Raw genomic sequence first — 24,461 nt, 5'->3', positions numbered from 1 at the left:
AATATAACAAACAATCATGCTATTTGCTGAAATGTTCTATTTTCTTCGATGCTGATCGCGTTTTTTATGTACCAAGGCAAGTATTACAATAATAGGATCGTCTTAGATCACACTATAATATTGGTATTCACCACAAATAAGATTAAGTGCCCACAACAAGGTGGGCACACAGCTCACTATAGCGCTAGCTTGCCTCTGTTTTTCTCTAAAAATGCAGGCCCTATTCCACGTACTTCCAAAATATTTTCAAGAGTATTAAATGCGCCATATTTCTCCCTATACTCAACAATAGCTTTCGCTTTTTGTATGCCAATTCCATGAAGCTTTTTCGCTAACTCTTCGGCACTCGCTTGGTTGATGTTCACTTGATTTGTCTCTTTCAAATTCTCCGATGGTTTTTCCTCCTTAGTCTTTTTACTAACCACCGCTGCCACTGGCTTATCAGCTTCTGCTTTTTTTGCTAGCGCCGATTGTGAGCACATTAATATCGTCAGAATAACGGCAGCGCTGCCTAATGATTGCTTTATAAATTTCATCCATGTCATTGATGTTCTCCTGTTTAAATTGAGATGCCACAATGCCAAATTTATTATGCAAAAGCTTTTTTGTGATGATAGAAATGAGAAAGGCCACCCAAAGGTGGCCTCAACTTATTTTTGTTGCACTTAGAATTACGAGCGGCTTCGCAATTTAGTCTAAATTAATCACTTCAATTTTGGCGTTATTACGTAAGTTCTGAATCAAAGCTTCATTTACCGCCATTCCCATCATACCACGGTAGTTTGCGGTTAACTGCTCAAGCTCTTTATCTGAAGCTTTGCCTGGGATCACTTTATCAAGTTGAATAATGACTAAATTATCTTTTTCATCACGCACTGTTGTATAAGTTGCTTTGCCGTCAGCAGGTTTCGCCATTGCCATTGCCGCGCCAATAACTGGCGTTTGAGGCATCAAGCGTGAAACCTTTTCAGGTGCAGAAAACTGAATATTCGCAGTATCGCCTTTACCTTCTTTCAAGGCTGCAACTAATTTCTCGCCTTCAGCTTTTAATGCTGCATTCGCTTTCTGGCGCTTAACGAGTGTTTCAACTTGAGATTTAACAGCTTCTAATGGTTGAGTTTGCTCCGGTGCATATTGTGATACACGGACAACAAATGCACGGTCACCTTGAACGTCGATAACATCTGAGTTAATCCCCGTAGAACCATTTTGATCCACTAAACGTTCACTGAATATTTCGTTGATCACTTTAGGGTAATTAAGCGCTGCTGGCGGATTATTTTTATCAAACCAATCCGTTGCCACCACTTTTAAACCTGATACTTCTTCAACTGAAGCAAGTGACTCATTATCATTTGTGGCCGCTTCACTGACTTTCTGCTGTAAGTCATAAAACTGCTTACTATTTTTGTCCTGAATCAGTTTATTTTTAATCTCATCCTTCACCGAGTCGAAAGGCTTAATACTTTCAGGTTTGATATCATCCAAACGGAAAATCACAAAATTTGAATCTGACTTAATAGGTGTAGAGATTTGCCCTTTTTCCGTTAAGTTAGCGTTAACGATTTCAGAGGGCGTCGAGGCTTCTTCCATCCAACCAATGATACCTTTATTACCCGCACTAAGCTTATCGGTTGATTTCTCAGTCGCTAACGCCACAAAATCAGCACCGGCTTTTAGCTCATCAATGATAGCGTTAGCTTCTTTCTCTGACGCCACTTGGATCATGCTGTAGTGCTTTTGCTCAGCTTGAGTGTAGTTTTTTAGGTTTTGCTCATAATACGTTTTTACCTCTTCATCAGTGACTGATTGTGGAGATAAAGCTGCCGCGTCTATTTCTACATAGCTAACTTGCACTTTCTCAGGAGCAATAAAGCTATCCTGATTCGCATTATAGTAAGCTTTAATTTCATCTTCAGTCGCCGTCTGCTTTGCTTGTTCATCGGCTAACGAAAGGGTCGCTACACGAATTTCGCGCTCTTGTAAAACAAGCTCTGCATATGTTTTCACTTCTGAAGGTAGCGCAAAATCGGTTTTAATAAATGAATCAGAAAGCTGAGAAAGAATTAAATTAGCACGGACTTGTTCCGCTAAGTTATCAGCACTGTAGTTATTTGCTGCCAATATCTGACGATACTTATCGCCATCAAATTTTCCATTAGTTTGGAATACTGGCATTTCAAAAATTGCATCCTTTACCTGCTGATCACTGGCAGATAAGTTTAATTCATTAGCATACTCAGCCATTAACGTACTGTTAATCAAGTTATTTAAAACCTGATTACGCAAAAATTTCATGCTCTCTTCATTGCCAGCAATTTCAGAGAACTTATCACCCAAGGAATCTTGTAAAGACTGACGCTCTTGCGAGAAAGCCGTTTGGAATTGCTCCCTGCTAATTGACTGTCCATTAACTTTAGCAGCATCATTACTTGAACCGCCAATCATGTAACCAGCAACCCCTGTCAGCACGAATGACAGGATAATAATAGCCAGTAGCACTTTGATAAAAGGACTGTTCGCTTTCGTGCGTAGATTGTCCATCATAAAAAGGCTTAACTCCGCTTGTTAAATTCAATTTCCTAATAATACGCTAATCTTAACCCAGATTGAAAAAAAAGCGCACCATTTCCATGATGCGCCTCTATATTAGCTGATTAATATTATTCAGTCAGTGTGTGTTTTAGAAAAAATAAAACAAAACCAAAAGAAAACTGAATTAGCTATTAACCGCGTCTTTTAAACCTTTGCCCGGACGGAAAGCAGGTACTTTCGCCGCAGCGATCTTAATCTCTTTACCTGTTTGTGGGTTACGTCCTGTACGAGCGGCACGCTCACGAACAGTGAATGTACCAAAGCCAACTAAAGCAACATCGTCACCTTTGCTTAGTGAAGTCGTTACAGATGCAACAAACGCATCAACAACGCGACCAGCTGCAGCTTTAGAAATGTTCGCTTCAGAAGCGATTTGATCAATCAGTTGAGACTTATTCACTCTTATCATCCCCATATTAGTTTTGACTATGATCTTAATTAGGCTATTAAGCTAATTAATGATGCAGCCGTTATATCAATCCTGAATGCCAATGGCAAGAGAACAGATTACATCCAAATAATTATCAGAATCATCGTTAAATTAGCGACGAAAAAAAAGACTGACAACCCCTAAATTAGCTGTCAGTCTCATTTTTATGTAAACTTCTTGATTCAGCTCACTCTTTTTGACTTATTTTTTACGATTTCCGCACCAAATGGTGGGTTCGCTAGTGCTAAAGAGAGTACCTCTTCAATTGTTTTAACCGGATGAATTTCCAAATCTGCAATAACGTTTTCTGGAATTTCTTCCAAGTCACGTTTATTCTCAAATGGAATTAATACTGTCTTGATGCCACCGCGGTGTGCCGCAAGTAATTTCTCTTTCAGACCACCAATCGGTAAAACAAGACCTCTTAAAGTAATTTCACCCGTCATTGCTACATCAGCTTTAACAGGATTCCCCGTTAAACAAGACACCAACGCGGTTGACATTGCAATACCCGCACTTGGGCCATCTTTTGGCGTCGCACCTTCCGGAACGTGTACATGGATATCGCGTTTTTCATAGAAATCGCTATTGATACCCAGTTTTTCTGCTCGAGCACGTACTACGGTTAATGCCGCTTGGATGGATTCCTGCATAACTTCACCGAGTGAACCGGTATATGTGAGTTTGCCTTTGCCCGGAACACAAGCTGTCTCAATGGTTAATAAATCACCACCTACTTCTGTCCATGCAAGACCTGTCACTTGACCAACTCGGTTTTCAGTATCTGCTTGCCCGTAATCGAATTTGCGCACACCTAAAAAGTCTTTTAGGTTGTCAGCGTTAATTTCGATATGTTTAAGCTTTTTATCCATCAATAAGGCTTTCACCGCTTTACGGCACAATTTCGAAATTTCACGTTCGAGGCCACGCACACCAGCTTCACGCGTGTAATAACGAATAATACCGATTAATGCACTGTCATCGATGGTTAGCTCACCTTTTTTCAAGGCATTACGCTGAACTTGTTTTGGCAATAAGTGTTGCTTAGCAATATTCAGCTTTTCATCTTCCGTATAACCGGAAAGACGGATCACTTCCATACGGTCAAGTAACGGCGCTGGGATGTTCATTGAGTTCGACGTAGCAACAAACATCACATCTGACAGATCGTAATCCACTTCCAAATAGTGATCGTTAAAGGCGACGTTTTGCTCAGGATCTAATACCTCTAACAATGCGGATGCTGGATCGCCACGCATATCAGAAGACATTTTATCGATCTCATCTAACAGGAATAGTGGGTTTTTTACCCCAACTTTTGCCATTTTCTGGATCAATTTACCCGGCATAGAACCGATATAGGTACGACGGTGACCACGGATCTCCGCTTCGTCACGCACACCACCTAACGCCATACGGGTATACTGCCGCCCTGTCGCTTTCGCAATAGATTGCCCAAGAGAAGTTTTACCAACCCCCGGAGGCCCTACCAGACATAAAATAGGCCCTTTAATTTTGCTAACACGACTTTGTACTGCCAGATACTCTAAAATACGCTCTTTAACGCGCTCTAAGCCATAATGGTCTTTATCAAGGACTTCTTGCGCCTTAACAAGATCTTTTTTCACTTTGCTGCGCGCATGCCATGGCACCTGCACCATCCAGTCAATATAGCTACGTACGACGGTGGCTTCAGCCGACATCGGAGACATCATTTTTAGCTTCTGCAACTCAGCTTCCGCTTTTTCATGAGCCTCTTTTGGCATCTTCGCTTCTTCAATTTTACGTTTCAGCGCTTCGTATTCATCTGGCGCGTCATCCATTTCACCAAGCTCTTTTTGAATCGCTTTCATTTGCTCATTCAAATAGTATTCGCGTTGGCTTTTTTCCATCTGTTTTTTAACACGATTACGGATGCGTTTTTCAACTTGCAGCAGCTCAGTTTCTGACTCCATCATGGCCATCAGGAACTCAACACGCTCGGCGACATTCGCCATCTCCAATACGCGCTGTTTATCTGCCAATTTCAATGGCATATGAGAAGCTATTGTGTCCGCTAGTTTATCGAGTTGATCTTGTTCAATCGAGTGTAGCGAGGTCAGCACCTCAGGCGGAATTTTTTTGTTCAGTTTGATGTAGCTTTCGAACTGACTGACTATCGTGCGATAAAGAACCTCTTGTTCTTTTTCATCAAGAAGCTCTGCAACTTGCGTTTTAGCACCCGCTTCATTGTAAAAGTTATCAGTTCCCGCAACGTGTTTCACTGATTCAGGCTGTAACAGTTCAGCTTGTGCTAAGAAATATTCACCATTGTCAGTTAAACTGCTTATGCGTGCTCTTCTTAAACCTTCAACTAATACTTTAACTGTGCCATCGGGCAATTTCAGCATTTGAATAACTGAAGCAACGGTGCCAACAGAAAATAAATCGTTAACCCCAGGCTCATCAGTTGAGGCCTCTTTTTGGGCTACCAGCATTACTTGCTTGTCATGATCCATCGCTGCTTCCAGACTGTGAATGGATTTTTCACGTCCAACAAACAGTGGGATCACCATATGTGGGTACACCACTACATCACGCAGAGGCAATACTGGTATTTCTATGCGTTCGGAACGCTCAGGATTCATAAAGCTCTCTCTTCGTTTAGCTTACGCTAGTTTAAGGGTTTCCAACTATTGTTTAGAAAGTAATTATTTTAAAAACAAAGAAACCACACTCAGAATATAAACTATATGGGGATAAGATTTTAGCATTCAATGGGTACTTGAAGATAAAAAGTGAAATGAGGGGAGGATCCCTCATTTCACTGATAACTTTTTGGTGCTAAATCCTAGGCGCTAATTATCACCAGAGGCTTGGGCATCAGGCTTGCTGTAGATCAGTAATGGCTCTGATTGTTCATTAATCACATTCTCATCAACAACGACTTTTTCAACACCTTCCATAGAAGGCAGATCGTACATTGTATTTAGTAATGCGGCTTCAACAATTGAGCGTAAGCCACGAGCCCCGGTTTTACGAGCCATTGCCTTTTTAGCAATCGCTTTTAAGGCTTCTTCACGGAACTCTAACTCTGTCCCTTCAAGGCTAAATAGCGCTTGATATTGCTTGGTTAATGCGTTCTTCGGTTCCTGCAAAATCTGAATCAATGCTTCTTCACTCAATTCAGTTAATGTCGCAACAACAGGCAAACGACCAATAAACTCAGGGATCAGACCAAATTTGATTAAATCTTCTGGTTCTGTTTGCGTTAACAACTCACCTTCACTGATTTTGTCAGATTCGCCTTTGACTTCCGCAGCGAAACCAATACCTGAACGTGTGTTTAAACGCTGACCGATGACTTTATCAAGCCCTGCAAACGCACCACCACAGATAAATAAGATTTTAGAGGTATCAACCTGTAAAAACTCTTGTTGAGGATGCTTGCGACCACCTTGTGGAGGAACCGCCGCCACTGTTCCTTCAATGAGTTTCAGTAGCGCTTGCTGTACCCCTTCCCCTGAAACATCACGGGTAATGGATGGGTTATCTGATTTACGCGAAATTTTGTCAATTTCATCAATGTAAACAATACCGCGTTGAGCTTTTTCTACATCGTAGTCGCATTTTTGCAGTAATTTTTGGATGATATTTTCGACATCTTCCCCCACATAACCCGCTTCGGTTAATGTGGTTGCATCAGCCATCGTAAATGGCACATCCAAGTAACGAGCCAACGTCTCAGCCAACAGTGTTTTACCGCTACCTGTTGGGCCGATCAGCAAAATATTACTTTTACCAAGCTCTACCCCTTCAGCAGTGGTATCTCCATTACGTAAACGCTTGTAATGGTTATAAACAGCAACAGAAAGTACTTTCTTCGCTTGTTCTTGACCTATGACGTAATCATCAAGATGCTCTCTAATTTCATGGGGAGTAGGCAGTGCACTACGCTCACGATGAGGAGCTAACTCTTTGATCTCTTCACGGATGATATCGAGGCATAAATCGACACATTCATCACAAATATAGACTGACGGACCGGCAATCAGCTTGCGGACTTCATGCTGACTTTTTCCGCAGAAAGAGCAGTACAACAGCTTACCTGACCCCTCTTTGCGTTTTTCTGTCATCAGTTGACCTCACTTATCGTCAAACTACCCTGTTTATTTGCTGGATAAACAACCTAAAACAGGATAATAAATTTCTTTAATATTAATTAAGTATGGATAAATCCTAGCTAATTAACGGCTAGTATAAATATGGTCGACCAAACCATACTCTTTGGCTTCATCTGCAGACAAGAAACGATCGCGTTCAGTATCACGATTAATCTCTTCAACTGATTTACCTGTGTGCAATGCCATTAATTCATTCATTCGAGTTTTCACTTTCAGAATTTCCTGAGCGTGAATTTGAATGTCTGTCGCTTGCCCTTGATAACCGCCCAATGGTTGGTGGATCATCACACGAGAGTTCGGCAAGCAGAAGCGTTTGCCTTTAGTCCCCGCAGCCAGCAAGAAAGAGCCCATAGAGCAAGCTTGCCCCATACAGATTGTGCTGACATCCGGCTTAATAAATTGCATTGTGTCATAGATAGACATACCTGCGGTGATCACACCACCAGGGGAGTTGATGTAAAGTTGGATATCTTTTTCTGGGTTTTCCGCTTCCAGAAATAGCATCTGTGCGACAATTAAGTTCGCCATATGATCTTCCACCTGACCTGTCAGGAAGATAATACGTTCTTTTAACAGACGTGAATAAATATCGTATGAACGTTCACCCCGAGAGGTCTGCTCAATGACCATTGGCACTAGAGCCATTTGGGATGCTAGATTTTCCTGACCGCCAAAATATGACATCGAAATCTCCTATTAAAAACTATCTGGTGCTTGCGCCTAAATTTGCTGTTTGTTCGACTTTTAAGCATTCTAAGCAGCAAACAAACAGTTTGTCTTTAAAAATTCTCTATCTTGCCTATTTCCACTATTATCTCATCTCGTTATTTCTTTTAAGTTAACTAAAAAGCTGTTAATAGAGATGAGCATGAACACAGCGAATGACGCCGTAGAAAACAAGACCCACTATAAAATAGTTTAACACAAGTCTGTAAGGATTCACGGATTTGTTCTTTCAGATAACCGAGAACCAAACAGCCTATCTTATGTGAATATACCGCAGCGCTTATAATAAAATTAGGGCGAAAATGTGATTTTCAAGACGATTGGTGCGCCTACCTTAAATAATTCGAGTGGTAATAAAGCGACAAGTAAGCCATCTTAGGCAGCACAAATGGCTAATAACCCCCAAGCTCAGCCTCTATCTAGGCACCCTCACCCTAACTTGAAATGTGATAACTCTAATTGGCAAAAAACCCGCAGCGCAATGCCACGGGTTTATTATTTGCACAACTGAAAAAGCGAAATTAACCCGCTTGAACTTGGTTCATCAGTTCTGTGAAGTTAGTTTCTTTTTCAGTCACTTTCGCAACTTCAAGAACTTTCTCAACCGCTTGTTCTTCTAATGCTAAGTTACGAACACTATTCATCAGCTCATTATTTTTGCTGTAGTATTCGATAACTTCTGCTGGATCTTCATAAGCTGACGCCATTTCTTCGATCAATGCTTTAACACGATCTTCATCAGCTTTCAGCTCATTAGCGCTGATCACTTCACCTAACAGCAGACCGATAACAACGCGACGTTTTGCTTGTTCTTCGAACAGTTCACGTGGCAGTTCCATCGCTTGCTTCTCGTTACCACCAAAGCGTTGAGCAGCTTGACGACGCAGAACGTCAATTTCGCCATCAACCACAGCAGCAGGAACTTCGATTTCGTTTGCGTTAACTAGACCATCTAAAACTTGCGCTTTAATACGGTTACGAACTGCATTTTTCAGTTCACGTTCCATATTTTTATGAACTTCAGCACGCAGACCTTCTAAAGTACCATCAACGATACCGAAACGCTTGATGAACTCTTCAGTGAATTCTGGCAGTTCACGTTGCTCAACTTTCTTCAGAACGATAGCAAACTTAGCTGCTTTACCTTTCAGGTTTTCAGCGTGGTAATCTTCTGGGAAGTTAACTTCGATATCAAACTCTTCGCCTGCTTTGTGACCAACGATGCCATCTTCAAAGCCAGGGATCATACGACCTTCGCCCATAACCAGTGCGAAATCTTCTGCTTTGCCGCCTTCGAACTCTTCACCATCGATTGAGCCAGTGAAGTTAATAGTGATACGTGAATCCGCAGTTGCCGCTTCAGAAACTTCTTTCCACTGAGCTTGTTGCTTACGCAGCGTTTCCAGCATGTTTTCCAGATCTTCATCTTTTACAGAAACAACTGGTTTTTCAACTTCGATAGTTTCCAGACCTTTCAGCTCGATTTCTGGATAAACTTCGAATTCAACTGAGTAAACAAAATCTTTACCATCTTCCAGCATTTCAGGTTTGTAGCTAGGCGCACCTGCTGGATTGATTTTTTGTTCGATGATCGCGTTGATGAAGTTACGTTGCATCACATCGCCCAGAACGTCTTGCATAACAGACGCGCCGTAACGCTGTTTAACGATGTTCATTGGTACTTTCCCTTTACGGAAACCATCAACACGTACTTTCTTCGCGACATTAACCAGCTCGCTGTTTACTGCTTTTTCAATATCGGCAGCAGGAACGGTGATTGTTACACGACGCCCAAGGCCTTGAGTCGTTTCAACAGAAACTTGCATCTTCTTACCTCAAAAAAAATCTTAGTGATCGGTCTACTCCAGAGTTTGGTCATTAAATCATAACGACCTTCTCCCTTCCAGAACCGGGGGCGTTGCTTACACAACGGTCATCCCTGATATCAGAAGCGTCCCGAAACCTTACTGAAAATTAGACGCGACATTATACCGATGCAGATGCTCCGAGTCGAGAAAAGCTGATAAAAGAAGCGATCAATCCGCTTTATTTGTGACTTTTCCGACTAAAAAATGTCTTCTCCACGCAAATTGGAGAAAAAATGCTCATCGAAATTAATGTCAACATCGTAAAATGATGTGAATCATTTCATCACAATGACAGTAAAACAGAGAATGAGTCAATCAGCCGTTTGTTTTACCACCACCACGACATGCAGGTGAATTTAATGCCGTATCCGCCAATTCCCCCCATTCTGTCGGGGTATACGTATGGAGCGCTAATGCGTGGATACTTCCTGCTAATTCGTCCGCCAAAATAGCATAAATTTCGCGATGACGGCCAACCATACGTTTATTTTCAAATTTTTCACTGACTAAAACCACCTTAAAGTGGCTTTCTGAACCAGCAGGCACATTGTGTTGATAGCTTTCATTGATCACTTCAAGATGAGCAGGTTCAAAGGCTGCATGCAACTTTTGCTGAATACGTGACTGCATATTCTGCGGTGCATTTATCCCCATAAAAATAACTCCTTTCTTCAACCTACATTTACGTTTTTTTTGTTATCTTTTTTTGTCACGGTAGAGGACAATCACTCTACAATGATATGATAAATACCCGCTTTGGCGAATTTTTTCTAAAATGGTTGTCTAACCCTTTAGAAAATCCGTCACAATGGCACTATACCCTATAAAACATAACAGGGTTCGTTAGATTGCACCATAACGGAACAGACTCAATTAGGAAAGATTAACTGGAAAAAATTATGTTAAGAAAACTTTGTTTTCCACTTTTTGCACTATTTCTTCTAGCAGGTTGTGCAACAAGCAATAACACTTTATCGCTCGAACCCAAAATCACGCTACCTGCGCGCAACCCGACACTCAATGCAACCGCAATTAGTGTGAGTAGCGTTGATAACCGACCATCAAAATCACTTACGGAACTCAACCGTAATGGGAGTTTAGTGGTCTTGTCACCTTCGCGTGATCCTCGCTATTTAATGCAAGAAGCGGTTGAGAAACAAATGGCAGCACGTGGTTTTATGGTGTCGTCACCCGCGAGTGTTAACTTAGTCGTACAATTAAATCAATTAAACGCCCAAGTCACTGAAGGTAGTCTACGTCACAATATCACGGTAAACACCAGTGTGACCGTTAATGCGACAGCGCCTAACGGCTCGACGAAATCACGTACTTTTACGCGTAATTACAACAACCAAGAATTACTTGGTGCAAGTAACGATAAAATAGAAAAAGCGATCAATATCGCGTTAACAGATTTAATTAATGATATGGCAAATGACCAAGAATTGACGCAGTTTATTAGACAAAACGCTCGGTAATCGCCCTTCATTATTATACGGTAAGAGCCTATTTCTATAGGCTCTTAAAAGTGTGGTGCTATTACTACAATAAGCAACCAATAACGGAAGTCCTCTATTTTACAAATAACCAATCATAGGAAGATTATGTCCCGTGCCTTTTTACCTAACTCAGTCATTTTAATCCTATTAGGTTTTGTTTCCGGCCTTCCGTTAGCCCTTACCGCAGGTACATTACAAGCTTGGTTAACAGTTGAAAACATCGATATCAAAACAATCGGTTTCTTTTCGCTTGTTGGTCAAGCTTATGTTTTAAAGTTTCTGTGGTCTCCCATGATGGACAGATATACGCCTCCTTTTTTTGGTCGGCGTCGAGGTTGGTTACTCACCACACAGATCCTACTTATTATTAGCATAGGGGCGATGGGTTTTATGAATCCATCCGAACACCTATGGTGGTTAGCAGCACTTGCCGTCATGGTTGCCTTTTGCTCCGCCTCACAAGATATTGTCTTCGATGCCTATAAAACCGATTTGCTCAGTGCAGAGGAAAGAGGTTTTGGTGCCGCCGTGTCGGTGATGGGGTATCGCATCAGTATGTTAGTTTCAGGTGGATTAGCATTATGGATGGCAGATACGTTTCTCACATGGAAACAGCTCTATCTACTCATGGCGGGGTTAATGCTAATCGGTGTTGTAGCGACGCTGCTTGCCAAAGAGCCTGAAGATAATGGCGCACCACCAACTTCACTAAAAAAAGCTATCTATGAACCATTAGCTGAATTTTTCAGCCGTAACAATGCTTGGTTGATCCTGCTGTTACTGGTGTTTTATAAAATGGGCGATGCTTTTGTTATGGCACTTAACACCAATTTTCTACTGCATGGGCTAGGGTTTAGCTTAAGTGAAGTCGGCACTGTCAATAAAACAGTAGGTATGCTGGCGACCATTATTGGGGCGTTATTTGGCGGTTATTTGATGAAAAAAATGAGCTTATTTAACGCGCTCTTTATTTTCGGAATATTACAAGGCGTATCTAATATCGGCTATTGGTTCCTTGCAGTCACGCCACCTAACATCATGACTATGGGAACAATTATTTTCCTTGAGAACCTTTTCTCAGGAATGGGTACCGCCGCCTTTGTTGCCTTATTGATGACCTTATGTAATAAGTCTCTTTCTGCCACACAATTTGCTTTGCTATCTGCACTTTCCGCAGTAGGACGCGTATATATCGGCCCTGTTGCCAGTATTCTTGTGAGTGCTTATGATTGGCCAATCTTTTATTTACTCTCGATTATCGTTGCTCTACCGGGGATCTTGCTGCTACTTGCCTGCCGCACATCGCTTATCTATACCCAAACAACTGGGCTATTCCAGCGCCGTGAACAATATGCAAAAGCCTACAAAATCGCGGTTTACTTATTCTTGCTAGCTATTAGCATCCTTGCTATTTGGCTAATAACGCTCTTAATCAGCTCATTCTCATCTGTCAAAATCTATCTGTTTACAACTCATCTATCACTTTGGCTTTCCTTGCCCGAATATCAAAATAGCATCTTCAATACCGGCGTTGGGATTGGGGCATTAAGTTTGATTATTGGTGGATGCCTTGATTTCTTTGCAGTCAAGAAAGTAGTTAAAAAAGCTATTAATTAATCAAAAAAAATTAATAACTAGAGTAATTATCCCGAAATAAGATAAATCTGTTTCGGGTTTTTCTTGACCTTTTAAATTAGATCTGACTAGCAAATATTGATATCTCTCGCGTCATATCGTGATGTATATCACTTATTCAATGAAATATATTTTTTAATTACAAATGAAAAGCCTAATATCTCACACGTTAAGGGCTAATCAGCCTCACGGCTGAATAATAAATATCGTTAATACTCAAACGAAAATAATATATTATGAAAAAACAACTTCTCTGCGCCGCGGCACTCGTATCTTTAGCTGGAACAGCGAATGCAGACGACGGCTTTCTTGGCTATCAGAATGGTTTCGCGGATATCAATGTCAACTATCTAGACTGGTCTCACCGCACCGAAACTAAGTCAGAATACACTTCTCGTAAAAAAGACTTTGCCTACATTGAGTTAGAAGGTGGTGCTAACTTCAATTGGGGGGAATTATACGGCTTCTTTGATGTGGAAAACCCATTCCATAAACGCCGTACTGAACCAGGTCGTAACCAACGTTATACAATCAAAACCACGGGACGTTTCTATTTAGGTGACAGTGGCTTTAACGTATATGGACACGTCTATGGTACTTGGTCACTGCCAGGAGCTAAATATGGTGGTAATTTCCATGAAGTCAATACATTGTATGGCTTAGGATACAACACTGCATTTGGTGACCTGTGGTTCAAACCATTTATTGCAATGCACTATGTCGATCAATCGTTTTATTCAGGTAATAACGGCTATGTCGTCGGCTGGGTTGCTGGTTATGGATTCAAAATGTTTGAAGAGAATTTCATGATCACTAACTGGCACGAAATGGAGTTTGCACGCCATAAACGTTATGGCAGCGGTAACGGTGGTCGTGATGGTGTCAATGGTGCATTAGCATTTTGGTGGAATGCAACACCAAATTTAGCAGCAGGTGTTCAATATCGCTACGCTGATAACAAGTTAGGTGAAGATTTCTATCAAGATGCGATTATTTATACATTAAAATATACGTTCTAAATAGCTCACTTAAGTCAACATGAATACTTATAGAAAAATTTAAAAACTCTCTTTTCTTTTCAAGAAAGTAACAATTTTTCTTAGCTATTTTGGCCGGTAAGGTGGTGCTAGCCGCCTTATCGGCATTAAAAATCGTAATTTCACCTATCATTTTATTTAACAATCATAGCAGTTTCTTCATTTTTTGCTCACTTTTGTACATATTTTTCTTTGAAAAATGACAAAGATATTTTAGTATTACCTTCGTTTTAGCAAAATATACCTATAATCTGCATGACTTTTAACTTTTTAATCATAAGCTCTTTACATGTGATCATATTAACATAAAGAGCTAACAATCCTGCTTCTTTACCTTACAATTGTTTACACTCACATAACCTTACCGTAGAATGCCCCCACTGATGAAACGACAATTAGAATCTTTGTCATTTGGGGTCGTGGATGAGACTTATGAACTACAAAAAAAGCATTGGGGCAATCTCGCTAGTTGTAGCCGCCTTATTATTAGGTGGTTGCGACATGGTGTTGATGGACCCTAAAGGCGCCGTTGGCGTCAAACAAAAAGAGCTGATTCTTATTGCAATCGGCTTAATGCTCGTTGTTGTGATTCCTGTTATTTTCATGGCATTTATCTTTGCAATGAAATATCGTGAATCCAATAAATCAGCAACTTACCGTCCTAACTGGGCTCACTCAAATAAAATTGAGTTAGTCTGCTGGACCGTTCCTATCATCATTATCATCATTCTAGGTACTATTACTTGGAAGACGACTCATGAGCTTGACCCTTATAAGCCATTAGTCAGTGATCAGGAACCTGTCACTATTGAAGTTATTTCGGCTGACTGGAAATGGATCTTCATCTATCCAGAGCAAGGCATTGCAACAGTTAACGAAATCGCATTCCCTACTGGTGTGCCAATCAACTTCAAAATTACGTCTGATTCGGTGATGAACTCGTTCTTCATTCCATCGTTAGGTGGTCAAATCTACGCGATGGCAGGTATGCAAACTAAGCTTCACTTAATTGCTAATGAACCTGGTACTTATAAAGGCTTCTCTGCAAGCTACAGTGGTCATGGCTTCTCTGATATGAAGTTTAATGCTATCGCAACACCTGATCGCCAAGGTTTTGATGAGTGGGTACAAAAGGTGAAAGCGTCACCTAAGACTATGGATACCATGCAAGCGTTTGATGAAGTCGCCAAACCTAGCATGAACGTTCCTGTAACCTACTTCTCTAGCGTGAAACCAAATCTGTATGAAGACATCATTCTCAAGTTTGGTCATGAGCACCATAAAGGTCACGCTCCTGCAGACAAGAAAGATGAAACTGCAGGTCAATCTATGCATATGAGCCATAACGCTCATACAGGCGCTGAGGAATAAGGGCATGTTCGGAAAATTAACACTAGATGCTATTCCGCTCCATGAGCCAATTGTCGTCGTGACACTGATTTGTATCATTATCGGCGGTATTGCGCTTCTTGGTGCGATCACCTACTTCGGTAAATGGAAGTGGTTGTGGAAAGAGTGGTTGACATCCGTTGACCACAAAAAAATTGGTGTCATGTACATCATTGTCGCAATGGTCATGCTATTCCGTGGTTTCGCGGATGCTATCATGATGCGTGGTCAACAAGTACTCGCTTCTGCTGGTCAAGAAGGTTTCTTAAACCCTCACCACTATGACCAAATTTTTACCGCACACGGCGTTATCATGATTTTCTTCATGGCGACTCCATTTGTTGTCGGTCTGATGAACCTTGTTGTTCCTCTGCAAATTGGTGCGCGTGACGTTGCTTTCCCATTCCTGAACTCACTGAGCTTCTGGTTCTTCGTCGTCGGTGTTGTGCTGATTAACATCTCGTTAGGGGTGGGTGAATTCGCACAAACAGGTTGGTTAGCTTATCCGCCGCTTTCGGGCTTGGAGTACAACCCGGGTGTCGGGGTCGATTATTGGCTCTGGAGTCTCCAGATATCCGGTATTGGTACACTATTAACAGGGGTTAACTTTATCGCGACAATTATCCGCATGCGTGCACCGGGTATGTCGATGATGAAAATGCCAGTATTTAGCTGGGCAGCACTCTGTACGAACGTACTTATCGTAGCAGCGTTCCCAATCCTGACTGTTACACTGACGCTTCTGACATTAGACCGTTACCTAGGTACCCATTTCTTTACTAATGATATGGGCGGTAACATGATGATGTACATCAACCTGATTTGGGCATGGGGTCACCCAGAGGTGTATATCCTTGTACTACCTGTATTCGGTGTTTTCTCAGAAATTGCGGCAACGTTCTCCAAAAAACGTCTGTTTGGCTACACCTCGTTAGTGTGGGCAACTATCGTTATTACCGTTATGTCCTTCATCGTTTGGTTGCACCACTTCTTTACGATGGGCTCGGGAGCAAACGTCAACGCCTTCTTTGGTATCGCCACGATGATTATCGCAATCCCAACAGGGGTTAAGATCTTCAACTGGCTGTTCACCATGTATCAAGGTCGTATTGAGTTTAAATCACCGATGCTGTGGACTGTCGGCTTCATTATCACCTTCTCTGTCGGTGGTATGACAGGTGTTCTACTTGCAGTACCTGGTGCAAACTTCGTTCTGCACAACAGTTTATTCCTGATTGCTCACTTCCATAACGTTATCATTGGTGGTGTGGTATTCGGTTGTTTCGCGGGTATGACTTACTGGTTCCCGAAAGCTTACGGCTTTACGCTAAATGAAAAATGGGGTGTCCGTGCCTTCTGGTTCTGGATCACTGGTTTCTTCTTAGCATTTATGCCGCTATATATCCTTGGCTTTATGGGAATGACTCGTCGTTTAAGCCAAAATATTGATCCGGCTTATCACACGATGCTCGTTGTTGCTGCATGTGGTGCTGGACTGATTGCGCTGGGTATCCTGTGTCAAGTTATCCAAATCATCGTGAGTATCCGTGACCGTCATGCAAACCGTGACCTAACTGGTGACCCATGGGGTGGCCGTACACTGGAGTGGGCAACATCTTCTCCACCGCCATTCTATAACTTTGCCATCGAGCCAAACATCCAAACTCGCGATGCTTGGTGGGATATGAAAGAAAAAGGTACCGCTCATAAGCGTCCTGCTAAATATGAAGAAATTCATATGCCGAAAAATACAGGCGCTGGCGTGATCATCGCTGCATTCAGCTTGGTTTTAGGTTTCGCGATGATCTGGCACATCTGGTGGCTCGCAATCGTTGGTTTCGCTGGCATGATTGTTACTTGGATTGCAAAAAGCTTCGACGAAGATGTTGATTATTACGTACCTGTAGCCGAAATCGAGCAAATCGAGAATAAGCACTTTGAAGACTTACGTAAGGCAGGTGTGAACGATGTCAACTAATACAATGACTAATCAAAACTTGGCCCATGCAGAGCATGGGCACCATGATGCAGGCGGAACTAAGGTATTTGGTTTCTGGCTCTACATAATGAGTGACCTGATTCTGTTCGCCTGTTTATTCGCAACTTATGTTGTCTTGGCTGACGGCACTGCTGGCGGCCCTGAAGGTAAAGACATTTTCAGCCTGTCATTCGTTTTAGGTGAAACCTTCCTACTGTTATTCAGTAGTATCACCTACGGCTTTGCAATGTTAGCCATGCATAAAGGTAAAATTGCATCCGTTAACTTATGGCTGTTTGTCACTTTCCTGTTAGGCCTTGGCTTCGTTATCATGGAAGTTTATGAGTTCCATGAGCTAATTGCAGAAGGCTATGGTCCTGACCGCAGTGGCTTCTTGTCTGGCTTCTTTACGCTGGTTGCAACTCACGGTATCCACGTGACTTGTGGTCTAGTTTGGATCATCATCATGATTATCCAAGTTTCACGCCGTGGCCTAACTGAGGTGAACCAAACGCGTCTGAACTGCCTGAGCCTATTCTGGCACTTCTTAGATGTTGTTTGGATCTGTGTATTTACCGTTGTTTATCTTCTGGGGGCAATTTAAATGAGTCACGCAAAAGATGCTCATACTGGAGCAAGCCACGGTAGCATGAAGACTTACGTGATTGGTTTTGTTCTGTCAGTCATATTGACAGTGATTCCTTTCTGGATGGTGATGGAAGGTACAGCATCACAAGCCACTATCCTTTGGACAGTTGTGGGTATGGCTGTTGTACAGATCCTCGTTCATCTAGTATGCTTCTTGCACATGAACACATCATCAGATGAGCGTTGGAACCTGATTGCATTCCTGTTCACTATGCTAATCATCGGTATCGTTGTCATTGGCTCTCTGTGGATTATGTACAACCTGAACATCAATATGATGCTCGACTAAAGAGTTGCCGATATGTTTAAGCAATACCTGCAAGTGACCAAGCCAGGAATTATTTTCGGAAATCTAATTTCTGTGATCGGCGGTTTTCTTCTCGCCTCAAAAGGCTCGATTGATTACCCGCTGTTTATTGCGACTTTGCTGGGTGTATCACTGGTCGTCGCTTCTGGTTGTGTTTTTAACAACTATATCGACCGTGATATCGACCGTATCATGGAAAGAACGAAGAATCGCCCTTTAGTTAAAGGGCTGATTGACCCGAAAATTAGCCTGATTTACGCCGCTGCATTAGGTATTGCTGGCATGCTGCTACTTCTTGTAGCAGCAAATGCTCTGGCAATGCTCCTTGCGGTAATTGGTTTCGTAGTTTATGTAGGTATTTATAGCCTATATATGAAACGTAAATCAGTCTATGGCACGCTAATTGGTAGTTTATCTGGCGCAGCTCCACCGGTTATCGGTTATTGCGCTGTCACAAATGAGTTCGATACAGGTGCATTGATCCTGTTATTGATTTTCAGCTTGTGGCAAATGCCTCATTCGTATGCCATCGCGATTTTCCGTTTTAAAGACTATAAAGCAGCTAATATTCCTGTTTTGCCTGTAATTAAAGGGATCTCTGTCGCTAAGACACATATCTTCTTATACATCTTGGCATTCATGGTTGCCACACTCATGTTAGCTATCAGCGGATACGCTGGTTATAAATATCTGGTTGTGGGTGCTGCGGTCAGTCTTTGGTGGCTTGGCATGGCAATTTCTGGGTTTAAAACCGAAAATGATGACCGTGTTTGGGCTCGTAAACTGTTTATCTTCTCCATTGTGGCGATCACTTCATTGAGTGTCATGATGTCAGTTGACCCAACAGTTTCAACCGATACTGTTATAGCTTTAGTTAGATAATTTCTGACACAATAACTCCCAACGGCAGGCCAGTCCTGCCGTTTTCATTTATAACATCATTATTGATTATTAATAATGATTAAATATTCATTTACCTACCTCTAGGTTCCCCAATAGAATAACCTTTTTCGTCTATACCCGAGGCTTTACCATGAATGATAACAAGATGACCCGCTCCGAATTACGTGCGACATGGGGGCTAGGCTCTGTTTTTTCCCTAAGAATGCTAGGGATGTTTATGGTATTACCCATATTAACCAGTTATGGTATTCACCTTAAAGATTCATCAGAGCTTTTGGTCGGGGTCGCGATTGGTATTTATGGCCTAAGCCAAGCCATCTTCCAAATCCCTTTCGGCTTGATGTCAGATAAAATTGGCCGTAAACCTTTAATCGTAGTTGGGTTGATGATATTTATCATTGGTAGCGTACTCGCCGCACTTAGTGACTCCATATGGGGGATCATTATTGGTCGTGCCTTACAAGGTGCTGGAGCGATTTCTGCTGCCGTTATGGCATTACTTTCTGACCTTACCCGCGAACAGAATCGTACCAAGGCCATGGCTTTTTTAGGGATTAGCTTTGGCATCACTTTTGCTATCGCATTAGTCCTAGGACCAATCGTCACCCACTGGGTTGGATTAAGTGGGTTATTTTGGGGGATCACCCTACTAGCGGGCGGTGCTATTGTGGTCACCCTGTTTGTGGTGCCTAATAGCCATCAGCATATGACTAACCGCGAATCCGCTTTCGTAAAAGAGAATTTGCGTACAGTCATAACGAACCCCCAGTTGCTAAAACTCAACTTTGGCATTTTAAGCCTACATACTTTGCTTATGTCGAGCTTCGTTGCCTTCCCCTTAATCATGACTCATGCGGGATACTTGGCAAAAGATCACTGGAAGGCTTATCTGATTACCATGCTGATCGCCTTTGTATCAGTGCTTCCCTTTATTATCTATGCTGAAAAACACCGAAAAATGAAACAGGTGTTTTTACTATGTATTTTTATCTTGGCGTTAGCTGAGGTCACTTTATGGTTATCGGGAAACCATCTGTGGGTGATCTTTTTAGGATTACAGCTATTTTTTGTCGCCTTTAATATTATGGAAGCCATTCTCCCTTCATTGATCAGTAAAGAAGCTCCCGCTGGCTATAAAGGAACCGCAATGGGGGTTTATTCCACCAGCCAGTTTTTAGGTGTGGCGATAGGCGGCATACTCGGTGGGTGGCTCTATGATATGGATGGAGCGGCAGCCGTATTTATTGGCGGGCTAGCCTTAACAGCCATTTGGTTTATCGTGAGTCTGACCATGCGGCAGCCTCCTTATGTCAGCAGTATTCGTCTTGTTTTACCTCATCGATTTAAAAATATCGACAAGTTACAAGCTCAACTTTCCACGCTGCCGGGTGTATTAGAAGCCGTCATTATTCCCGATGAAATGGGCGTTTATGTGAAAGTGGATAGGAAACTGACAACGCGAGAACAACTAGAAGCAATAATTAAAGGTGAAGATTAATACAAATAGCCCGCGGCAATACCAGCAGCGGGCTGTTGTGCCTATTAGTCACGGAAGTTAGTAAACTGGAATGGCTGGCCTAAGTTGCCAGAACGGACAAGTGCCATCACTGATTGTAAATCATCACGTGATTTGCCTGTCACTCGCACTTGCTCACCTTGGATCTGAGCTTGAACTTTCAGTTTGCTATCTTTAATTAACTTAACAATTTTTTTAGCCGTTGCCGCATCAATCCCCTGCTTTAACGTCACTTCAACACTGTAAGTTTTGCCACTGTGCACAACATCATCGGGAATATTCAAGACAGCGCCATCAATGCCACGCTTTGCCATTTTTTCACGTAAAATGTCTAACAACTGATGAACTTGAAAGTCCGACTCACTCGTTACTTTGATAGATTCACTCTTCTCATTGAGTTCGAAGCTTGCCGCCACATTTTTAAAGTCCCAACGGGTGGTTAATTCGCGCTCGGAATTTTCAACCGCATTACGCACTTCATTCATTTCTACTTCAGATACAATATCAAATGATGGCATGGTTATGACCTCCTGATAATCAATGTGATGCATGATAGCTTCTTTCTATTAAGAGCAAAAGCACTATACTTGATATATGAATTTACAAGCATCTATACTCGTCGAGCTTCAAGCGCAGCACCATTGGCTATGTGTTTACCCATCAGATGACGATTTTAACACCTAGCTGCAATTTGAAAGGGTTAAAACTGACCATTAAATAACTATTGGCTTGAACCTGACTAATACCCAGAGGGGGAATATGAAAATAACGCTTATCGGTTGTGGTGCTATTGGTAAATTATGGCTCGCCGCGTTAAGTCAGCAAGGGCACGATATACAAGGCTGGCTACGCATAGCCCAATCTGACTTATTTGTTGATGTCAACGAACCCGATGGCCGTATTTTTCGTGAATGGATCCCTTGCAACAACCTCAATCATTTACAAAACAGTGAATTGGTTATTGTGTGTTTGAAGGCATGGCAAGTCTCCGATGCGCTACTGCCTTTACTGCATAATATACCAGACGCCTGCCCGATCCTGTTACTTCATAACGGCATGGGGACCCTTGATGAATTAGGCACTTTACGCCATCCTTTTTTATCCGGCATCACCACCCACGCAGCTTGGCAAGAAAATAACCAAGTTTTTCATGTCGCTAATGGTATAACCCATATCGGAGCCGTTAACTCACTGGCTGAAAATTACTACCCCATTGCCGATATTTTGCATGAGGCCCTTCCAGATGTCGCATGGCATAACCAGATCCTGACGACGTGTTGGAAGAAACTTGCCGTCAACTGTGTGATAAATCCTCTCACTATTCTTCATAATTGTAAAAATGGTGATTTACTCAATCATTCACAGCAAATTAATTTGCTAATTGATGAAATATGCCAAGTGATGGCTATTGAAGGACTGCATACTGATAAAGCCCAGCTTGTTGACTATATTTATGGCATTATTCACAGTACGGCGAGTAACTACTCCTCAATGTTACAAGACATTCGTAATAAGCGACGAACCGAAATCGACTACATTACAGGCTATCTCATTAAACAAGCAAGAGCACATGGCCTAAGTACACCAGAGAATGATCGTTTGTACCATTTTATTAAACAGCGAGAAGAAAAAAATGACGGCTTCCGTACTGATATGCATCGCCAATGGTAGTGAAGAAATCGAAACCGTAACCACTGCTGATTTATTAGTAAGAGCAGGGATCAAGGTTACATTAGCTAGTGTGACTGACGATGGCTCTATTGAAATAACCGCCTCTAGAGGCGTCAGAATTGTCGCTGATACCCCAATTATCAAGGTGGCTGATGAACCTTTTGATGCGATTGTTCTTCCCGGTGGAGTAAAAGGAGCCGAAACCTTCCGCGACAGCCCATTAGTCGTGGAAAAAGCGAGGAGAATGCACCTTGATGGTAAAATTGTAGCCGCGATTTGTGCCGCTCCTGCTTTGGTATTGGAATACCACCAGTTATTTCCAATCGGGAATATGACAGGTTATCCCACGATGAAAAATCAAATTGCGGCAAATAAATGGGTTGATAAGCGAGTCTATTTTGATGAGCGTGTCAACTTATTAACGAGCCAAGGGCCAGCAACAACCTTTGATTTCGCCTTGAAATTGATTGAGTTGCTGGTTGGCCGCGATATCGCCGGCAAGGTTGCATCTCAATTAATTTTACCTAATGGGATTAATGATTATTTAGAGCAGTAATAGTAAAGGCCGATACGATGATACCGTTCGGCCTTTATCTTAGTTATGGCATGACTCGGTTACGGGCGATAGACTTTTACATTATTAAACCCCTGCTCTTGCAAATAAAGAGCTTGTAAACGGCTCATCACCCCGCGCTCGCAATATAACAAGTAGGTTTTATCTTTTGGTAAATCGCCAAATTGAGTACCCAAGCGGTAAAACGGGATATGCTTAACCTCAATCCCTTCAATGGATAATGGCTTCTCTTCGTGTTCGTCCGTAGAGCGAATATCTAAAATCACTTCATGCTCAGGCGCAAGCTCACTCACCATTTCCACTTCCATGACTTGTTCACGGCTTTCTTGGGCTATCTGGCGAATATCAATATTTTGTGACTGCTCAACGACTTGATCTAAGATACTAAAGTCAAAATTGGCTTCTTCCGCTTCAATTTTCGCTTTCACTGCTTTAACAGTAGGGCTTTTCGAAATCACACCACAATATTCAGGCATGGTTTTCGCAAAATCTTCTGTGCCAATTTGACGGGCAATTTTGATGATATGCTCTTTGTCATGAGAGATAAGAGGACGCAACACCAAAGTGTCAGACGCATTATCAATCAAACGCAAATTGGTCAATGTTTGACTTGATACCTGCCCTAATGCTTCCCCTGTCACTATCGCTTGAACGCCATAGCGTTCAGCAACCTTTGAAGCGGCACGGACCATCATGCGTTTCAAGACAACGCCCATTTGTCCGTCATCTACTTTTTCTAAGATTTCTGCCACAACAGGCTCAAAATTAACCGCAATAAAACGGACTTTATGGGAACTACCAAAGCGGTTCCAGAGATAGTGGGCAATTTGTTTAACACCAATTTCATGAGCCGCTCCACCTAGATTAAAGAAGCAGTAATGAACACGGCAACCACGGCGCATCAACATATAACTTGATACCCCAGAGTCAAAGCCCCCAGAGATCAGTGATAATACATCTTCTTGCGTCCCAATAGGGAAACCACCAATACCTTCATAGCGTGCTTTTACGAGGATCAAGTTTTCGTCTTCTATCTCTAAATGCACCGTAACATCGGGGGCTGTCAGCTTCACTTTCGCAGAAGGAATATGTTGATTTAAGCCACCACCGATATAGCGCTCCGCCTCAATAGAAGTAAACTCATGCTTCCCTCTTCGCTTGACGCGCACACAGAAAGTTTTATTTTCTAGCGAAGGCGCATAAGAGTCATGCACCATCTCATAAATATGGTGCAAACTGGTGAACGGCTTTTCTTCAACTTCTAACACATGGTGAATACCGGGAATGCGCGTCAGCATGTCACAAATTTCGTCGTGTTTCGTTTCCCCTTTAACACGCACTTCAATGTTATCCCAATGACGGACAACCGCGATTTCTTCGCCCAACGGCTTCAGGACATTACGGATATTGCTGGTAAGGATCTTAATAAAACGTAGCCTAACGGTCTGGCTTTTAATCGTAATTTCTGGGAATAACTTAATGATAAACTTCATAATAGCAGCATGTTAATGTTATAGGGGCA

General features: G+C 42.1%; 21 protein-coding genes. 11 read left to right on the top strand and 10 right to left on the bottom strand.

Annotated features, from left to right (window positions below):
- Positions 1 to 176: 176 nt before the first annotated feature.
- The 8 genes from PR675_RS10440 to bolA all read right to left on the bottom strand — a co-directional run bounded on the left by PR675_RS10440 (position 177) and on the right by bolA (position 10,436).
- Positions 177 to 545: a ComEA family DNA-binding protein gene (locus PR675_RS10440; RefSeq protein ID WP_060560969.1), complete on the bottom strand. Its 369-nt coding sequence runs from the start codon at positions 543 to 545 to the stop codon at positions 177 to 179.
- A 145-nt stretch (positions 546 to 690) separates the two neighbouring features.
- Positions 691 to 2,547 (bottom strand): peptidylprolyl isomerase, encoded by a 1,857-nt coding sequence (gene ppiD, locus PR675_RS10435; protein WP_272582741.1) that lies wholly within the window; start codon positions 2,545 to 2,547, stop codon positions 691 to 693.
- Positions 2,548 to 2,719: 172 nt separating this feature from the next.
- Positions 2,720 to 2,995 carry a nucleoid-associated protein HU-beta gene (gene hupB, locus PR675_RS10430; RefSeq protein WP_014656769.1) on the bottom strand — a complete coding sequence of 92 codons (276 nt, stop codon included), beginning with the start codon at positions 2,993 to 2,995 and terminating at the stop codon, positions 2,720 to 2,722.
- Positions 2,996 to 3,207: 212 nt separating this feature from the next.
- Complete coding sequence (gene lon, locus PR675_RS10425; RefSeq protein WP_004927032.1) at positions 3,208 to 5,652, bottom strand: endopeptidase La; 2,445 nt, start codon at positions 5,650 to 5,652, stop codon at positions 3,208 to 3,210.
- A 210-nt stretch (positions 5,653 to 5,862) separates the two neighbouring features.
- Positions 5,863 to 7,140, bottom strand: a complete 1,278-nt coding sequence (clpX, locus tag PR675_RS10420; protein WP_004927031.1) for an ATP-dependent protease ATP-binding subunit ClpX — start codon at positions 7,138 to 7,140, stop codon at positions 5,863 to 5,865.
- Between the two features lie 111 nt (positions 7,141 to 7,251).
- Positions 7,252 to 7,872, bottom strand: a complete 621-nt coding sequence (gene clpP, locus PR675_RS10415; RefSeq protein ID WP_004927029.1) for an ATP-dependent Clp endopeptidase proteolytic subunit ClpP — start codon at positions 7,870 to 7,872, stop codon at positions 7,252 to 7,254.
- Between the two features lie 563 nt (positions 7,873 to 8,435).
- Positions 8,436 to 9,740: a trigger factor gene (gene tig / locus PR675_RS10410; RefSeq protein ID WP_272582740.1), complete on the bottom strand. Its 1,305-nt coding sequence runs from the start codon at positions 9,738 to 9,740 to the stop codon at positions 8,436 to 8,438.
- A gap of 357 nt (positions 9,741 to 10,097) precedes the next feature.
- Positions 10,098 to 10,436 carry a transcriptional regulator BolA gene (bolA, locus tag PR675_RS10405; RefSeq protein WP_060560967.1) on the bottom strand — a complete coding sequence of 113 codons (339 nt, stop codon included), beginning with the start codon at positions 10,434 to 10,436 and terminating at the stop codon, positions 10,098 to 10,100.
- Between the two features lie 245 nt (positions 10,437 to 10,681).
- On the opposite strand from bolA, the gene PR675_RS10400 reads away from it, so the two are divergent.
- The 9 genes from PR675_RS10400 (at position 10,682) to PR675_RS10360 (ending at position 20,676) form a co-directional block, all read left to right on the top strand.
- Entirely contained in the window at positions 10,682 to 11,260 is a 579-nt protein-coding gene (locus tag PR675_RS10400; protein ID WP_014656771.1) for a YajG family lipoprotein, read from the top strand.
- A 126-nt stretch (positions 11,261 to 11,386) separates the two neighbouring features.
- Complete coding sequence (gene ampG, locus PR675_RS10395) at positions 11,387 to 12,898, top strand: muropeptide MFS transporter AmpG (protein ID WP_004927019.1); 1,512 nt, start codon at positions 11,387 to 11,389, stop codon at positions 12,896 to 12,898.
- Positions 12,899 to 13,152: 254 nt separating this feature from the next.
- Positions 13,153 to 13,935 carry a nucleoside-specific channel-forming Tsx family protein gene (locus tag PR675_RS10390; protein ID WP_004927017.1) on the top strand — a complete coding sequence of 261 codons (783 nt, stop codon included), beginning with the start codon at positions 13,153 to 13,155 and terminating at the stop codon, positions 13,933 to 13,935.
- Between the two features lie 441 nt (positions 13,936 to 14,376).
- Positions 14,377 to 15,324 carry a cytochrome o ubiquinol oxidase subunit II gene (cyoA, locus tag PR675_RS10385; RefSeq protein WP_004927013.1) on the top strand — a complete coding sequence of 316 codons (948 nt, stop codon included), beginning with the start codon at positions 14,377 to 14,379 and terminating at the stop codon, positions 15,322 to 15,324.
- Between the two features lie 4 nt (positions 15,325 to 15,328).
- Complete coding sequence (cyoB, locus tag PR675_RS10380; RefSeq protein ID WP_004927011.1) at positions 15,329 to 17,320, top strand: cytochrome o ubiquinol oxidase subunit I; 1,992 nt, start codon at positions 15,329 to 15,331, stop codon at positions 17,318 to 17,320.
- Positions 17,310 to 17,924: a cytochrome o ubiquinol oxidase subunit III gene (locus PR675_RS10375; RefSeq protein WP_004927009.1), complete on the top strand. Its 615-nt coding sequence runs from the start codon at positions 17,310 to 17,312 to the stop codon at positions 17,922 to 17,924. Before cyoB ends, PR675_RS10375 begins: the two co-directional genes overlap by 11 nt.
- A complete protein-coding gene (locus PR675_RS10370; protein WP_004927007.1) occupies positions 17,925 to 18,257 on the top strand; it encodes a cytochrome o ubiquinol oxidase subunit IV in 333 nt (110 codons plus the stop codon).
- Positions 18,258 to 18,269: 12 nt separating this feature from the next.
- A complete protein-coding gene (cyoE, locus tag PR675_RS10365; protein WP_004927005.1) occupies positions 18,270 to 19,157 on the top strand; it encodes a heme o synthase in 888 nt (295 codons plus the stop codon).
- 151 nt (positions 19,158 to 19,308) lie between these two features.
- Positions 19,309 to 20,676 carry an MFS transporter gene (locus PR675_RS10360; RefSeq protein ID WP_004927003.1) on the top strand — a complete coding sequence of 456 codons (1,368 nt, stop codon included), beginning with the start codon at positions 19,309 to 19,311 and terminating at the stop codon, positions 20,674 to 20,676.
- Between the two features lie 44 nt (positions 20,677 to 20,720).
- On the opposite strand, the gene PR675_RS10355 is transcribed toward PR675_RS10360, so the two are convergent.
- Entirely contained in the window at positions 20,721 to 21,212 is a 492-nt protein-coding gene (locus PR675_RS10355) for a YajQ family cyclic di-GMP-binding protein (RefSeq protein ID WP_014656773.1), read from the bottom strand.
- A gap of 241 nt (positions 21,213 to 21,453) precedes the next feature.
- Between PR675_RS10355 and panE the strand changes: the two genes are divergently transcribed.
- Both panE and yajL read left to right on the top strand, forming a co-directional pair.
- A complete protein-coding gene (panE, locus tag PR675_RS10350) occupies positions 21,454 to 22,365 on the top strand; it encodes a 2-dehydropantoate 2-reductase (RefSeq protein ID WP_004926998.1) in 912 nt (303 codons plus the stop codon).
- Positions 22,328 to 22,921 carry a protein deglycase YajL gene (gene yajL / locus PR675_RS10345; RefSeq protein ID WP_004926996.1) on the top strand — a complete coding sequence of 198 codons (594 nt, stop codon included), beginning with the start codon at positions 22,328 to 22,330 and terminating at the stop codon, positions 22,919 to 22,921. Before panE ends, yajL begins: the two co-directional genes overlap by 38 nt.
- Positions 22,922 to 22,980: 59 nt before the next feature.
- On the opposite strand, the gene thiI is transcribed toward yajL, so the two are convergent.
- Positions 22,981 to 24,432, bottom strand: coding sequence for a tRNA uracil 4-sulfurtransferase ThiI (thiI, locus tag PR675_RS10340; protein WP_004926994.1), 1,452 nt, complete (start codon positions 24,430 to 24,432; stop codon positions 22,981 to 22,983).
- Positions 24,433 to 24,461 lie beyond the last annotated feature (29 nt).

The sequence above is a fragment of the Providencia sp. PROV261 genome (genome assembly GCF_028477945.1).
Classification (GTDB): Bacteria; Pseudomonadota; Gammaproteobacteria; order Enterobacterales; family Enterobacteriaceae; genus Providencia; species Providencia stuartii.
Note: the sequence above shows the minus strand (reverse complement) of the source record. Positions and strands in the feature narration are given on the sequence as shown.